Raw genomic sequence first — 14,853 nt, 5'->3', positions numbered from 1 at the left:
GAACCGCCCGATAGGCTGCTCGGGTGCCGCCGACCATCGACGAACCCAGCACGGCCGGTCCGGCCCCCGAACCGAGCCCGTCCGCCCGCACGTTCGGCACGACCGGCGGCCGCGTGATCGAGCTGGGCAAGCGCGCATTCGGGCTCGACGGTCGTGGCCACCACACCGACGTCGTCACCGTCCTGCACGGCGACGAAGACGAAGGACGCGGCCTCGACCCGACCGAAACCACCCAGTTGCGCCGAATTCGGTTGTTCGGTGCGACCGGCGCGGTACTCATGTGCGTCGGCGCGCTCGGCGCCGGGGCCCAGCCGGTGCTGCAGAACCCGGTTCAGGGTGTCCGGCTGCTCGGCCTGCCCGCGCGGATGCCGAGCGCCGCCCTGACCCTCGCGATGACCGGCACCGTGCTGGTCGTACTGGCCTGGCTGCTGCTCGGTCGCTTCGCCGTCGGACGGCGCGACCCCGACGGGCAGCCGCGCCGCCTGTCGCGTTCGCAGCTCGACCGCACCCTGCTGCTGTGGATCCTGCCGTTGACCGTCGCACCTCCGATGTTCAGCAAGGACGTCTACTCCTATCTGGCGCAGAGCGAGATCGCCGCGCGTGGACTGGACCCGTACGCGATCGGGCCGGCCGGAGCGCTCGGCGTCGACCACGTGCTCACCCGGACGGTGCCGAACATCTGGCGGGAGACGTCCGCGCCGTACGGGCCCGCATTCCTGTGGCTCGGTGAGCGCATCACGTTTCTGACCGGTGAGAACATCGTGTCCGGGATCTTCCTGCACCGGCTGCTCGCGCTCGGCGGCGTCGCACTGATCGTGTGGGCACTGCCGCGGCTGGCCCGGCGCTGCGGCGTGGCCTCGGTGACCGCGCTGTGGCTCGGCGCCGCGAATCCGCTGCTGCTGTTCCATCTGGTGGCCGGCATCCACAACGAGGCCCTCATGCTCGGTCTGATGCTGGCCGGTCTCGAACTGGCGTTGCGCGGGATCCACGCGGACGGGGCGGGGTCGCCGCTGCGCGGGCCCCATCTCGCGTGGCTCGTCGCCGGCGCCTCGCTGATCGCGGTGTCGTCGATGATCAAGGTGCCCTCGCTGCTCGCTCTCGGATTCGTCGGTATGGCGCTGGCCCGGCGCTGGGGCGCGACGGTGCGGGCGGTCCTGGCGGCGGCGGCACTGCTCGGGGTGGTCTCGCTGACGGTGATCGCGGCGGTGAGCTGGGGCAGCGGACTCGGGCTCGGCTGGACGAACACCCTCGGCACCGCCACCGAGGTGCGCAGCTGGATGTCGATCCCCACGTTGCTCGGGGTCGGCACCGGCCTGGCGGGCGTGTTGCTCGGTTTGGGCGACCACACCACCGCGATCCTGTCGATCACCCGGCCGATCGCCGCCCTGATTGCGGCATTCGTCACAATCCGGATGCTTCTGGCGGTGCTCGTCGGGCGAATCCACCCGGTCGGCGGCCTCGGCGTCTCGCTCGGCGCGATCGTTCTGCTGTTCCCCGTGGTGCAGCCCTGGTACCTGCTGTGGGCGGTGATCCCGCTCGCCGCGTGGGCCACCCGGCCGATCTTCCGGGTTCCCACCGTGGCCTTTTCGTCGCTGGTCAGCGTCATTTTGATGCCCAACGGCGGCGAGTACCAGCCGTTCATCATCGTGCAGGCCGCGATCGCGACGGTCGTCGTGGTCGGGTTGCTCATCGTCGCCACCCGCAACCGGTTGCCGTGGCGCGAGGAGGACCGCACACCACCGCGACCGGCCGAATTCCCCGACGCCTACGCTGGAAACCCGTGACCTCGAGATCCCCTGCCGGGACGGCGCCCGCGGTGCGCCTGGACGGCGTCGTCAAGAAGTTCGGTGACACCACCGCCGTGAACGAACTCGACCTCACGGTCGAGCGTGCCCAGGTGCTCGCCCTGCTCGGCCCGAACGGCGCCGGCAAGACCACCACGGTGGAGATGTGCGAGGGCTTCGTGACGCCCGATGCGGGCACCGTGCGTGTGCTCGGATTGGATCCGGTCGCGGATTCGGATGCGCTGCGGCCGCGGATCGGCGTGATGCTGCAGGGCGGCGGTGCGTATCCCGGATCGAAGGCCGGCGAGATGCTCGATCTGGTCGCCTCGTACTCGGCGGATCCGATCGATCCGGCGTGGCTGATGAACTGCCTGGGGCTCGACGAGGCCCGGCGCACCCCCTACCGGCGCCTCTCCGGTGGTCAGCAGCAGCGGCTTGCGCTGGCTTGCGCGCTGGTCGGACGCCCGGAACTCGTGTTCCTGGACGAGCCGACCGCCGGTCTCGACGCGCAGGCCCGCCTGCTGGTCTGGGAACTGATCGACGCGCTGCGCCGCGACGGGGTCTCGGTGCTGCTGACGACACATCTGATGGACGAGGCCGAGGAACTGGCCGACGAGGTCGTGATCATCGACCACGGCCGGGTCGTCGCCGCCGGAACGCCCGAGGAGGTGGCCAGGACCGGCTCCGAGCACCAACTGTGGCTCACCGCGTCCGCAGGGCTCGACATCGCGCCGCTGCGGACCGCGCTGCCCGAGGGGTTCCGCGTGCGGGAGGCGCAACCCGGCCGCTACCTCGTCGAGGGTGCGATCGATCCAGCGGTGGTCACCGCCACCGCATCCTGGTGCGCCGATCAGGGCGCGCTGGTGAGCGAGCTCCGCGTCGACCAGCGCAGCCTCGAGGACGTCTTCCTCGACCTGACCGGACGGGAGTTGAGAGGGTGAGCGTGACGCATCACGATCGGTTGGCAAGCAACCGGTTCGAGGCCGGGACCTTTGCTCCGGCGCCGCGACCGAACACGCCGGTGGCCATGCTCGCGGCGCAGACGCGCATGGAGCTCAAGCTGCTGCTCCGCAACGGCGAGCAGCTGCTGCTGACCATGTTCATCCCGATCACCCTGCTGATCGGACTGACGCTGCTGCCGATCGGCGACCTCGGCGATCCGCGGGTGGAGCGGGTGCTGCCCGCGGTGATGATGGTCGCGGTGATGTCCACCGCGTTCACCGGCCAGGCCATCGCCGTCGGATTCGACCGCAGATACGGTGCACTGAAAAGGATCGGCGCGACCGCCCTCCCCACATGGGGAATCATCGCAGGTAAGAGCTGCGCAGTCGCGATCGTAGTGGCGATGCAATCGATTCTGCTCGGTGCGATCGGAGTCGCGCTCGGATGGCGCCCGGGCCTGCTCGGCCTGCTGCTCGGCGCCGTCGTCATCGCGCTCGGAACCGTCATGTTCGCGACGCTCGGGCTGCTGCTCGGCGGCACTCTGCGCGCCGAGATCGTGCTGGCGCTGGCGAACATCGTCTGGTTCGTGCTGCTCGGTATCGGCAGCGTCGTGCTCGCCGGGGACGGATTGCCCGACGCGCTCGTCCACCTGGCGCGGGTGACCCCGTCGGGAGCGCTGGCCCTGGGCCTCGAGGAAGCCGTGCGCGGCGCGATGGACTGGCTCGCCGCGGCGATCCTCGCCGTCTGGGCCGTCGTGGGCGGTCTATTGGCCCGCCGGTTCTTCCGATTCACGTGACCGCGACTTTCCGGACGGCCCAACTACACCGCGTAGTGGACGGACCCGTACCATCGTGAACGTGCTGTATCGCGGCTACCTGAACCTCGTCGACCGACTTCCGCTGCCGTCTCTGCGGACCCAGCGGATCATCGCCTTCGTCACCATCGTCGTGCAGGGCGGCATCGCCGTCACCGGCTCGGTCGTGCGGGTCACCGCGTCGGGCCTCGGCTGCCCCACCTGGCCTCAGTGCTTCCCCGGATCACTGGTGCCGGTCGGCGTGTCCAGCAACGTCCACACGGTCCACCAGATCGTCGAATTCGGTAACCGCCTGCTGACATTCCTCGTCGTCGCGGTGGCCGCGGCGATCGTCCTGGCCGTCACCCGCGCGCGCCGCAGGCGCGAGGTCATCGCCTGGGCGTGGCTGATGCCCGCAGGCACGGTGGTCCAGGCAGTCATCGGCGGCATCACCGTGCTCGCCGGACTGCTCTGGTGGACCGTCGCGATCCACCTGCTCGCGTCGATGCTGATGGTGTGGCTGGCGGTCGTGCTGTTCGAGAAGGTCGGCGAACCCGACGACGGGGTCGTCGACCAGATCCTCCCCCAGCCGCTGCGATGGCTCACGGCGCTGTCCGGGGTCGTGCTCGCCGGCGTGCTGATCGCCGGAACCATGGTCACCGGGGCGGGCCCGCACGCCGGCGACAAGAGCATCGAGCGTCCGGTGCCGCGCCTCGACCTCGACATCACCAACCTCGTGCACCTGCATGCCGAACTGCTCGTCGGCTACCTCGCGCTGCTGGTGGGCCTGGCGTTCGCGCTGTACGCGGTCGCCGCACCGGAGCCGGTGAAGCTGCGCCTGAAGGTGCTGCTCGGCCTCGTCCTCACCCAGTCCCTCATCGGGCTTGTGCAGTTCTGGACGGACGTGCCTGCGGTCCTCGTGGTGATGCACGTCGCCGGGGCCGGTCTGTGCACCGCCGCGACCGCCGCGGTGTGGTGCGCCGGCCGGGTGCGTACCGCCGCGCCCCAGCCGGAAGCCGTCACCGCCGCCGGATCCCGGAGGGTGGGCCCACGGCGTTGCGCCTCTCGGCGGCAGCGTCAGCGCTCGTTGCGTGCCTTCGGGAACCGGGTCTGGTTCGCGACCCAGCCTGCCATCTTCTTCCAGTGGCCCTGCTGCGGCGTGGCGATACTGGTGACCTCGCGGTCCCAGTCCGAGACCGTGACGTCGGACAGTGCCTCGACGACCGCGTGCGCGGTCGGGAGATCGGCGACGACACGGTCGCCGAGGGTGCCGTCCGCGGCGACGACCGTCACGCGCACCCCGGCTCGCCCGATCGGCTGGAGCACCGCCTTGGCGGAGCCGCCGTGCGCGGCGACGAAGGAACGGAAGGAGGTGACGACGTCGGTCGGCGCGGGTGCGGTCGCGACCTGAGTTTCAGCGCTCATACCTGCAGAATACTGTGGGCACATGCGCGCAATCGAAGTGACACGGTTCGGCGGTCCCGACGTCCTCGTTCCCGCCGAACTGCCCGACCCCGCTCCCGGCCCCGGCGAGCTACTGGTCGGTACGGACGCGATCGGCGTCAACTACATCGACACCTACTTCCGGACCGGGCTGTACCCGACGGAGCTGCCGTACGTACCCGGGTCCGAGGGCACCGGCCGGGTCGTGGCAGTCGGGACCGGTGTCACCGAGTTCGCGGTGGGCGACCGTGTGTGCTGGGCCGCGGCGCCCGGCTCGTACGCCGAGCTCGTCGTCGTACCGGAGGCGGTCGCGGTGCCGGTCCCGGACGAGGTGCCCGCGGAGCAGGCGGCGTCCGCGATGCTGCAGGGCATGACCGCCCACTACCTGCTCGAGTCGACCTATCCGGCGCAGCCCGGCGACACGGTGCTGATGCACGCCGGTGCCGGAGGTGTCGGGCTGATCCTGACTCAGCTCGCGGCCGCGAAGGGGGTGCGGGTGATCACCACCGTGTCCTCGGACGAGAAGGAGTCGCTCTCCCGTGAGGCGGGTGCCGCGGAGGTGCTGCGCTACGGCGGCGACCTCGCCGGGCGGGTACGGGAGCTGACCGGCGGTGAGGGTGTCGCCGCGGTGTACGACGGTGTCGGGGCGGACACGTTCGAGGCGTCGCTGGCGTCGCTGCGGGTACGCGGCACGCTCGCGCTGTTCGGCGCGGCGAGCGGCCCGGTCCCCGCGTTCGATCCGCAGCGGCTCAACGCCGCCGGATCGGTGTTCCTGACCCGCCCGACGCTCGCGCACTACACGCGCGACCGCGAGGAGTTGCTGTGGCGGTCCGGTGACGTGTTCGCCGCCATCGCCGCGGGCGACCTCACGATCCGGGTCGGGGCACGTTATCCGCTCGCGGACGCCGCACAGGCCCACCACGACCTCGAATCCCGCAGGACCACCGGATCGATCGTGCTGACGCCCTAGGTGTAATTCCCGGGGACGTTGTGAACGCCGACGCGGTCTATAGGTGACTGTCCACCGATCCCGGTATGGGGCCGATGGTGATTGTAGTCATGCAGCCACCGTCGGTAGGTGGCACAGCGGGCCTCCTCGGACCGGTAGGTGTGCGCGTACGCCCACTCGGCAGCGAGGGTGCGGTTGAACCGTTCGACCTTGCCGTTGGTCTGCGGCCGATACGGCCGGGTCCGCTTGTGCGCGATCTCCGGACCGAGAGCACAAGCGAACTCCTTTGATCGATAGCAGGATCCATTGTCCGTCAGCACTCGCCTGACGGTGATGTCGTGGGCAGCGAAGAACGCGTGAGCACGGGCCCAGAACCCGGCCGCGGTGCCCTTGCGTTCATCTCCGAGGATCTCCGAGTAGGCGAGCCGCGAGTGATCATCGACCGCGTGGTGGCAGGTAGGCGTAACCCATCTTCGATCGGTTCTTGCGGCCGGTCCGCCGGCCGAGCTTGCGGTGCCCACCACCGTCGGGGATCCGGCCGAGTTTCTTGATATCGACGTGCACCAGATCACCCGGTTGCTCGTGTTCGTAGCGGTGTGGTGCCGGGCGGCGTACGGGCAGTCCGGTGGCCTGGTCGAGGTGGGCGAGTTGGGGCATCTTGTAGCGGCGCAGCACCGCCTCGACGGTCGATTTCGCCAGGTGGAGGTGGTAGGCGATGCGGTGCGGTCCCCACCGTCGGGTGAAGCGCAGGCCGATGATGCGTCGTTCGGTGCGGGTCGGGGTCCGGTGTGGGCAGGACCGGGGGCGTGAGGATCGGTCCTGCATCGATCGGTCACCGGACAGGTAGCGATCGACCCATTTCTTGGCGGTCGCCGGTGAGCACTGGAACCGTTCGGCGGCCCTGCGCAGGCTCCAGCCGGTCTCGGCGACGAGTTCGGCGAGGGCCAATCGGCCGCGTGGGGTCAGATAGGCGTTAGCGTGTGTCACGAGGACCTCTCGGTAGTCGGCGTGTGTGTGGTAACCACACCGATACCGGAGGTCCTCACCTATCTCGTGGCGGCACGCCGTTCACAACCTGCCTGGGAACTACACCTAGGCGCCCCGTGTGCCTTTGTGGCCCTCCCACGCCCGGGCGCCACAAAGGCACACGGGGCCGAAGGCCACGGATCAGAAGTAGGAGGCGATCGTGGGCAGATCCAGCACGGAGTCGACGGCCAGGCCCAGGCACACCACGGCGAGGTAGTTGTTCGACTGCAGGAACAGCTTGAGCGGCTTGACCGAGGCCCCGCCGCGGACGCTGTTGTACAGCTGGTGCGCGATGAACACGAACCACGCACCGGCCAGCAGCGCAACGGCCGCGTACACGACACCCGCGGCCGGGACGAGTACCAGCGTCGCCAGGACCGTCGCCCACGTGTAGATCAGGATCTGCTTGGTGACGTGCTGTTCGGTGGCGATCACCGGGAGCATCGGCACGCCGGCCGCCTTGTAGTCCTCCTTGTAACGCATCGCCAGCGCCCACGTGTGCGGCGGCGTCCAGAAGAAGATCACCAGGAACAGCACCAGCGGTTCCCAGCTCAGCGACCCGGTGACCGCGGCCCATCCGACCATCACGGGCATGCAGCCGGCAGCGCCGCCCCACACCACGTTCTGCCAGGTACGTCGCTTGAGCACCATCGTGTACACCAGCACGTAGAACGCGATGGTCGCGACGACGAGGGCACCGGCGAGCAGATTCGCGCGCCACCACAGCCAGACGAACGACGCGACGCCGAGCACCATGCCGAACACGAAGGCGTTGCGCGTCGGCACCGCCTGCCGCGCCAACGGTCGCAGGGCAGTGCGCTTCATGACCTTGTCGATGTCGGCGTCGACGACGCAGTTGAGCGAGTTCGCGCTCGCCGCACCCATCCAGCCGCCGAACAGCGTGCTCAGGATCAAGGCCAGGTCGACGCTGCCGCGATCGGCGAGCAGCATCGCCGGGATGGTCGCGACCAACAGCAACTCGATGACGCGCGGCTTGGTCAGCGCGATGTAGGCGAGGACGGTGCCCGATACCCGGCCCCACGGAGTGTCCGGCCGGGGGGTGCTGGGCGCTTCCGGGGCACCGAAGCCGTGTCCTCCCGGCCGTCGCCCTGTCCGCACACTGTCTCCTTGCACCACGCGAATACACACCTTCGCTCGCCCGCTCACCGCCGCCCGATCACGGACGCGCCTCTACTACGGTCGATGGTAGACCGCGGACAGGCCTCGACCGAATCGACCCGTAATCCGCGTAGTGCCGCCGCGGCGATTAGGCTGGGAGGGCGCGCGACGCATTCGCGGTCGCAGGCATCCCGTACACCCATGTCAGGAGACTTGAAGCTCGTGTCGATCACCGACGAGATCCGCACCCTCACCGAGGCGGTCCATCCCGCCGACTGGACCGATCTGGACACCAAGGCCGTCGACACCGCGCGTGTGCTTGCTGCGGACGCCGTGCAGAAGGTCGGCAACGGGCATCCCGGCACCGCGATGAGCCTGGCGCCGCTCGCCTACACGCTGTACCAGCGGGTGCTGCGCCACGACCCCACCGATCCGCAGTGGGTCGGCCGTGACCGGTTCGTGCTGTCCTGCGGCCACTCCAGCCTGACCCTCTACGTCCAGCTCTTCCTGTCCGGCTACGGCCTGGAACTGGCCGATCTCGAGGCGCTGCGCACGTGGGGCTCGCTGACCCCCGGCCACCCGGAGTTCGGGCACACCGCCGGCGTCGAGATGACCACCGGCCCGCTCGGCCAGGGCCTGGCCTCCGCCGTGGGTATGGCGATGGCCGCCCGCCGTGAGCGCGGCCTGTTCGATCCCGAGGCCGCCGCGGGCACCAGCCCGTTCGACCACTACGTCTACGTCGTCGCGTCCGACGGCGACATCGAGGAGGGCGTCACCTCCGAGGCGTCGTCGATCGCCGGCGTCCAGGAACTGGGCAATCTGGTCGTCTTCTACGACGACAACAAGATCTCCATCGAGCACGACACCGCCATCGCGCTCGGCGAGGATGTCGCCAAGCGGTACGAGGCGTACGGCTGGCACGTGCAGACCGTCGAGGGCGGCGAGAACGTCACCGCGATCCTCGAGGCCGTGGAGGCCGCGAAGGCCGTCACCGACAAGCCGTCGCTGATCCTGCTGCGCACCGTGATCGGCTACCCGGCCCCGACGAAGATGAACACCGGCGATGTGCACGGTTCGGCGCTCGGCGCCGACGAGGTCGCCGCCGTCAAGAAGTTCCTCGGTTTCGACCCGGAGAAGAACTTCGACGTGGATGCCGCGGTGCTCGAGCACACCCGTCGCGTCGTCGACCGCGGCGTGAAGGCCCGCTCCGAGTGGCAGGGCGGGTTCGATGCGTGGGCCGAGCGGGAACCCGAGCGCAAGGAACTGTTCGACCGTCTGCAGTCCGGCGAGTTCCCCGCCGGCTGGACCGACGCGCTGCCGACCTACGAGCCGGCCGAGAAGGGTCCGGCGACCCGCAAGGCATCCGGCAACGCCTTGGCCGCGCTCGGCCCGATCCTGCCGGAGCTGTGGGGCGGCTCGGCCGACCTGGCCGGTTCGAACAACACGACCATCCCCGGGTCCGACTCGTTCGGCCCGGAGACGATCTCCACGAAGGACTGGTCGGCGACCCCGTACGGCCGCACCCTGCACTTCGGCATCCGTGAGCACGCGATGGGCTCGATCCTCAACGGCATCGCGCTGCACGGGCCGACCCGCCCGTACGGCGGCACGTTCCTCGTGTTCTCCGACTACATGCGTCCCGCGGTGCGCCTGGCCGCGCTCATGCAGACCCCGGCGATCTACGTGTGGACGCACGACTCGATCGGTCTCGGCGAGGACGGCCCGACGCACCAGCCGATCGAGCACCTCACCGCGCTGCGCGCGATCCCGAACCTCGCGGTGATCCGGCCCGCCGACGGCAACGAGACGTCGTTCGCGTGGCAGGCCGCGCTGGAGAACAAGACGGGCCCGACCGCGCTCGCCCTGACCCGTCAGGACGTGCCGGTGCTCGAGGGCACCCGCGAGAAGGCCGCCGAAGGTGTCACCCGCGGTGCGTACGTGCTCGCCGAGGCGTCGACCGGCACCCCCGAGGTGCTGTTGCTCGCCACCGGCTCCGAGGTGCAGCTCGCCGTCGCCGCGCGGGAGGTCCTCGAGGGCGAGGGCGTCCCGACCCGGGTCGTGTCGGTGCCGGTTCTCGACTGGTTCCTCGAGCAGGACCAGGCGTACCGCGACGAGGTGCTGCCGCCGTCGGTGAAGGCCCGCGTGTCCGTGGAGGCCGGTCTGGCCCTGCCGTGGTACCGCCTGATCGGCGACGCCGGGGAAGCCGTGTCGCTCGAGCACTTCGGCGCTTCCGCCGACTACAAGACCTTGTACCGCGAGTTCGGCATCACCGCCGAGGCCGTCGTCGACGCGGCCCGCCGCTCGCTGACGCGACTGAAGGGATAGAGATCGCAATGACGCAGGAGACCACCACGCAGAACGCGAACCTGGCAGCCCTGTCGGCCGCGGGCGTGTCCGTGTGGCTCGACGACCTGTCCCGCGAGCGCATCGAGTCCGGCAACCTCGCCGAGCTCGTCGCGACCCGCTCGGTCGTCGGTGTCACCACGAACCCGTCGATCTTCCAGGCCGCGCTGTCGAAGGGCCACGCCTACGACGCACAGGTCACCGAGCTGGCTGCGGCCGGCACCGACGTCGACACCACCATCCGCACCGTCACCACCGACGACGTGCGGGCCGCGTGCGATGTGCTCGCGCCGGTGTTCGAGGCGACCGGCGGTGTCGACGGCCGGGTGTCGATCGAGGTCGATCCCCGGCTCGCGCACGAGACGGACGCCACCGTCGCGCAGGCGATCGAGCTGTGGAAGATCGTCGACCGCCCGAATCTGTTCATCAAGATTCCCGCGACGATCGCCGGGCTGCCCGCGATCGCCCGTGTGATCGGTGAGGGCATCAGTGTGAACGTGACGCTGATCTTCTCGGTGGACCGGTACGAGCGGGTCATCGAGTCCTACCTGGACGGTCTGACCGCGGCGAAGGCCGCCGGGCACGACCTGTCGACGATCCATTCGGTGGCGTCGTTCTTCGTCTCCCGGGTGGACACCGAGATCGATGCGCGGCTCGAGGAGATCGGCACCGAGGAAGCGCTGGCGCTGCGCGGCAAGGCCGGTCTCGCCAACGCTCGCCTGGCATACGCGTCGTACAGGAAGGCCTTCGAATCCGGGGCGCGGTTCGAGCAGCTGGCCGCGGCCGGCGCGCCGGCCCAGCGCGCGCTGTGGGCGTCGACGGGTGTGAAGAACCCCGACTACCCGGACACCCTGTACGTGACCGAGCTGGTGGCACCGAACACCGTCAACACGATGCCGGAGAAGACCCTCGAGGCGGTCGCCGACCACGGTGAGATTACCGGCGACACCGTCACCGGCACCGATTCGGCTGCCGAGCACGTGTTCTCCGCGCTGAAGGCTGCCGGGATCGATCTGAACGACGTGTTCCGCAAGCTGGAGGACGAGGGCGTCGAGAAGTTCGAGGTGTCCTGGAACGAGCTGATCGCGGCGACCGCCGAGCAGCTGTCGGCCCACACGGCCGGCGCGGAGGGCTGACCGTGCGCGACCCCGCGGCGGCGGAGTGGATCAATCCGCTCCGCGACGAGAGGGACCGCCGGCTTCCCCGCATCGCGGGCCCGTGTGCGCTGGTGATCTTCGGAGTCACCGGCGACCTCGCCCGGCGCAAGTTGATGCCGGCTGTCTACGACCTCGCCAATCGCGGCCTGCTGCCGCCCGGGTTCGCGCTCATCGGCTTCGCTCGGCGGGACTGGGCGGACGAGGACTTCGGCAGGATCGTGCACGACGCGGTCCGGGCGAACTCGCGCACGCCGTTCCGGGAGGAGGTGTGGCAGCGGCTCGCCGAAGGCATCCGGTTCGTCCAGGGCAGTTTCGACGACGACGACGCCTTCACCGAGCTCGCCACGACCCTCGCCGAGCTCGACAAGATTCGCGGCACCGGCGGCAACCACGCGTTCTACCTGTCGATCCCGCCGGATTCGTTCCCGGTGGTGTGCTCGCAGCTGTCACGATCCGGGCTGGCCGGGCCGGAGGACGGGCGGTGGAGCCGGGTAGTGATCGAGAAGCCGTTCGGCCACGACCTCACCAGCGCCCGGGCGCTCAATGCTGTTGTCGGCGAGGTGTTTCCCGAGGATGCGGTGTTCCGCATCGACCACTACCTCGGTAAGGAGACGGTTCAGAACATCCTGGCGTTGCGTTTCGCGAACCAGCTGTTCGACCCGCTGTGGAACGCCCACTACGTCGACCATGTGCAGATCACGATGGCCGAGGACATCGGGCTCGGAGGCCGGGCCGGGTACTACGACGGCATCGGCGCCGCGCGCGACGTCATCCAGAACCATCTGCTCCAGCTGCTCGCGTTCATCGCGATGGAGGAACCGATCAGCTTCGACCCGGCCGAGCTGCGGGCGGAGAAGATCAAGGTGCTCTCGGCGACGAGACTCGCCGAACCGTTGGACGAGACCACCGCGCGCGGTCAGTACGTCGCCGGCTGGCAGAACGGCGGCGAGGTCGTCGGGTTGCACGACGAGCAAGGTTTCGCGCCGGACTCGACGACCGAGACGTTCGCGGCGATCACCTGTGAGATCGACACCCGGCGCTGGGCGGGTGTGCCGTTCTATCTGCGTACCGGCAAGCGGCTGGGGCGTCGTGTCACCGAGATCGCGATCGTGTTCAAACGGGCCCCGCACCTGCCGTTCGACGACACGATGACCACCGAGCTCGGCCAGAACGCACTCGTGATCCGGGTGCAGCCGGACGAAGGTGTCACGCTGCGGTTCGGTTCGAAGGTGCCCGGGTCCTCGATGGAGGTCCGGGACGTGAACATGGACTTCAGCTACGGCCAGGCGTTCACCGAGTCGTCGCCGGAGGCGTACGAGCGGCTCATCCTCGATGTGCTGCTCGGCGAACCCTCCCTGTTCCCCGTCGACGACGAGGTCGAATTGTCGTGGAAGATCCTCGATCCGGTGCTTGAGCAGTGGGCCGCCGACGGCACCCCGGAGCCGTACGAGGCCGGGACGTGGGGTCCGCCGTCGGCGGACGAGATGCTGCGCCGTTCCGGCCGTGAATGGAGGCGGCCGTGAGGGTTCAGCTTCGCAACGCGACCGCGATCGACATCAGCAAGAAGCTGGTCGAGCTGCGCCGCAATGGTGGTGTCGTCACGCAGGGTCGCGTGCTCACGCTCGTCGTGTGCACGGACGGCGGACGGGGCCTGGAACCGGCGATCGCCGCAGCGACCGCCGCGGCCCGCGAGCATCCGTGTCGCGTGATCGTCGTCGGCCGGGTCAGCGACGGCAGCGAACCGCGCATGGACGCCGAGATCCGTCTCGGTGGCGATGCCGGGGCGTCCGAGGTGCTGATCCTGGCGTTGCACGGTCCCCTCGCGGACCATCAGGAATCGGTGATCGTGCCGTTCCTGTTGCCGGACACCCCGATCGTGGTGTGGTGGCCGACGTCGCCTCCCGAGGTCCCCGCGAAGGACCCGGTGGGCCGCCTGGCGGTTCGCCGGCTGACGGACGCGACCAACGATGCGGATCCGATGGCGTCGATCGCGTCCCGCCGTGCCGGCTACACCCCGGGCGACACCGACCTGGCGTGGGGCCGGATCACCTACTGGCGGGCACTACTGGTCTCCGCTCTCGATCAGGCTCCCCACGAGCCGATCGAGTCGGCCGGCGTGTCCGGCCTGGCCAACGAGCCCGCGCTGGATCTGCTGGCGGGTTGGCTCGCGAGTCGCATCGACGGCCCGGTGCAGCGTTCCGTCGGTGAACTGCGCGTCGAGTTGCACACGCGGTCGCAGACGATCGAGCTGGTGCGTCCGCAGGAAGGGCGTGTCGCGACGCTGCGGCGCACCGGGAAACCCGACTCGCTGATCACCCTGGCGCGCCGGGATTCCTGGGAATGCCTGGCCGAGGAACTGCGGCGGCTCGACCCCGACGAGATCTACCACTCCGCACTCAACGGCATCACGAAGGTGGAATATGTCTGACGCACCGGTCCGTGTGGAACGTTTCGACTCCGGCGAGGCGCTCGTCGCCGCGGCCGCGTCCGCGTTCGTGGACGCGGTCGTCGCGGCGCAGCGCGAGCGGGTGAACGCCTCGGTGGTGCTGACCGGAGGCGGCACCGGTATCGCGGTGCTCGAGCAGGTGTGCCGTGAGCAGGGCGGCATCGACTGGTCGGCGATCGACGTGTATTTCGGCGACGAGCGGTTCCTGCCGCCGGGTGATCCGGAACGCAACGAGGTGCAGGCGCGGGCCGCGTTGCTCGACCGGGTGCCGATCGATCCGGCGCGGATCCACGCGATGCCCGCCCTCGGGGAGTCCGGCGGTTCCTCCCCCGTGACGTCCGCCGAGGCGTATGCGCGGGTCCTGGCCGCGCACTCCCCTGACGGCACGGTGCCGACGTTCGACGTGCACCTGCTCGGGATGGGCGGCGAAGGCCACATCAATTCGTTGTTCCCGGACACCTCCGCGGTGCGCGAGTCCGAGAAGTTCGTCGTCGGTGTCGACGACTCGCCGAAGCCGCCGCCGGCGCGGGTCACGTTGACACTGCCCGCGATCCGCCGGTCCCGGCGGGTGTGGTTCCTCGTGACCGGCGCGGCGAAGGCCGACGCGGTCGCGGCTGCGGTGGCCGGCGCCGATCCGGTCGACATCCCGGCGGCCGGGGCCCGCGGTCTCGAGCAGACGGTGTGGTTCGTCGATACCGAGGCTGCGGCGTGTCTGCCGCAGGCGTGACCACGCGGACGGTCATCGTTCCGTTCCGTCGTCGGAGATGTCCTCGGGGCGGGGCTCCGATCCCGGCGCCCCGCCGTCGGCCCGTCGGCCGCATCCCAGCCTGATCGCGCTCCGCGGGCCGGAT

At 69.8% G+C, this 14,853-nt stretch carries 11 protein-coding genes and 2 pseudogenes; 10 read left to right on the top strand and 3 right to left on the bottom strand.

Annotation, left to right across the window (positions count from 1 at the left end; all coding sequences use genetic code 11):
- Window positions 1-23 precede the first annotated feature (23 nt).
- From mptB to A8G15_RS07010, 4 genes and pseudogenes are all read left to right on the top strand, one after another.
- Window positions 24-1,784 carry a polyprenol phosphomannose-dependent alpha 1,6 mannosyltransferase MptB gene (mptB, locus tag A8G15_RS07025; RefSeq protein ID WP_068157138.1) on the top strand — a complete coding sequence of 587 codons (1,761 nt, stop codon included), beginning with the start codon at window positions 24-26 and terminating at the stop codon, window positions 1,782-1,784.
- On the top strand, window positions 1,781-2,725 hold the full coding sequence (locus A8G15_RS07020) for an ABC transporter ATP-binding protein (RefSeq protein ID WP_068157135.1): 945 nt from the start codon (window positions 1,781-1,783) through the stop codon (window positions 2,723-2,725). The genes mptB and A8G15_RS07020 overlap by 4 nt, the downstream gene beginning before the upstream one ends.
- Window positions 2,722-3,522 (top strand): ABC transporter permease, encoded by an 801-nt coding sequence (locus tag A8G15_RS07015; RefSeq protein ID WP_068157133.1) that lies wholly within the window; start codon window positions 2,722-2,724, stop codon window positions 3,520-3,522. Before A8G15_RS07020 ends, A8G15_RS07015 begins: the two co-directional genes overlap by 4 nt.
- A 61-nt stretch (window positions 3,523-3,583) precedes the next feature.
- Window positions 3,584-4,543: pseudogene (locus tag A8G15_RS07010) on the top strand (COX15/CtaA family protein); the annotation flags it as partial.
- Between the two features lie 53 nt (window positions 4,544-4,596).
- Here A8G15_RS07010 and A8G15_RS31715 read toward each other — a convergent pair.
- On the bottom strand, window positions 4,597-4,944 hold the full coding sequence (locus tag A8G15_RS31715) for a hypothetical protein (protein ID WP_082899713.1): 348 nt from the start codon (window positions 4,942-4,944) through the stop codon (window positions 4,597-4,599).
- 22 nt (window positions 4,945-4,966) lie between these two features.
- Between A8G15_RS31715 and A8G15_RS07005 the strand changes: the two genes are divergently transcribed.
- Window positions 4,967-5,932: a quinone oxidoreductase family protein gene (locus tag A8G15_RS07005; RefSeq protein WP_068157130.1), complete on the top strand. Its 966-nt coding sequence runs from the start codon at window positions 4,967-4,969 to the stop codon at window positions 5,930-5,932.
- On the opposite strand, the pseudogene A8G15_RS07000 reads toward A8G15_RS07005, so the two are convergent.
- Window positions 5,929-6,898, bottom strand: a pseudogene (locus A8G15_RS07000) (IS481 family transposase). The gene A8G15_RS07005 and the pseudogene A8G15_RS07000 overlap by 4 nt on opposite strands.
- Window positions 6,899-7,078: 180 nt before the next feature.
- Window positions 7,079-8,056, bottom strand: coding sequence for a heme o synthase (locus A8G15_RS06995; RefSeq protein WP_068157127.1), 978 nt, complete (start codon window positions 8,054-8,056; stop codon window positions 7,079-7,081).
- 222 nt (window positions 8,057-8,278) lie between these two features.
- On the opposite strand from A8G15_RS06995, the gene tkt reads away from it, so the two are divergent.
- Genes tkt through pgl form a run of 5 tightly spaced genes read left to right on the top strand, consistent with a single transcriptional unit; the run spans window position 8,279 to window position 14,729 of the window.
- Window positions 8,279-10,381 (top strand): transketolase, encoded by a 2,103-nt coding sequence (gene tkt, locus A8G15_RS06990; RefSeq protein ID WP_068157359.1) that lies wholly within the window; start codon window positions 8,279-8,281, stop codon window positions 10,379-10,381.
- Window positions 10,382-10,389: 8 nt separating this feature from the next.
- Window positions 10,390-11,535 (top strand): transaldolase, encoded by a 1,146-nt coding sequence (gene tal / locus A8G15_RS06985; RefSeq protein ID WP_068157123.1) that lies wholly within the window; start codon window positions 10,390-10,392, stop codon window positions 11,533-11,535.
- Between the two features lie 2 nt (window positions 11,536-11,537).
- Window positions 11,538-13,079: a glucose-6-phosphate dehydrogenase gene (gene zwf, locus A8G15_RS06980; RefSeq protein WP_068157121.1), complete on the top strand. Its 1,542-nt coding sequence runs from the start codon at window positions 11,538-11,540 to the stop codon at window positions 13,077-13,079.
- Window positions 13,076-13,984 carry a glucose-6-phosphate dehydrogenase assembly protein OpcA gene (gene opcA, locus A8G15_RS06975; RefSeq protein ID WP_068157356.1) on the top strand — a complete coding sequence of 303 codons (909 nt, stop codon included), beginning with the start codon at window positions 13,076-13,078 and terminating at the stop codon, window positions 13,982-13,984. Before zwf ends, opcA begins: the two co-directional genes overlap by 4 nt.
- Complete coding sequence (gene pgl, locus A8G15_RS06970) at window positions 13,977-14,729, top strand: 6-phosphogluconolactonase (RefSeq protein WP_068157118.1); 753 nt, start codon at window positions 13,977-13,979, stop codon at window positions 14,727-14,729. The genes opcA and pgl overlap by 8 nt, the downstream gene beginning before the upstream one ends.
- The last annotated feature ends 124 nt before the right edge of the window (window positions 14,730-14,853 follow it).

Source organism: Rhodococcus phenolicus, assembly GCF_001646785.1.
GTDB classification, from domain to species: Bacteria; Actinomycetota; Actinomycetes; order Mycobacteriales; family Mycobacteriaceae; genus Rhodococcus; species Rhodococcus phenolicus.
The sequence above is the reverse complement of the archived record's forward strand: the minus strand, read 5'-3'. Positions and strand labels throughout refer to the sequence as shown.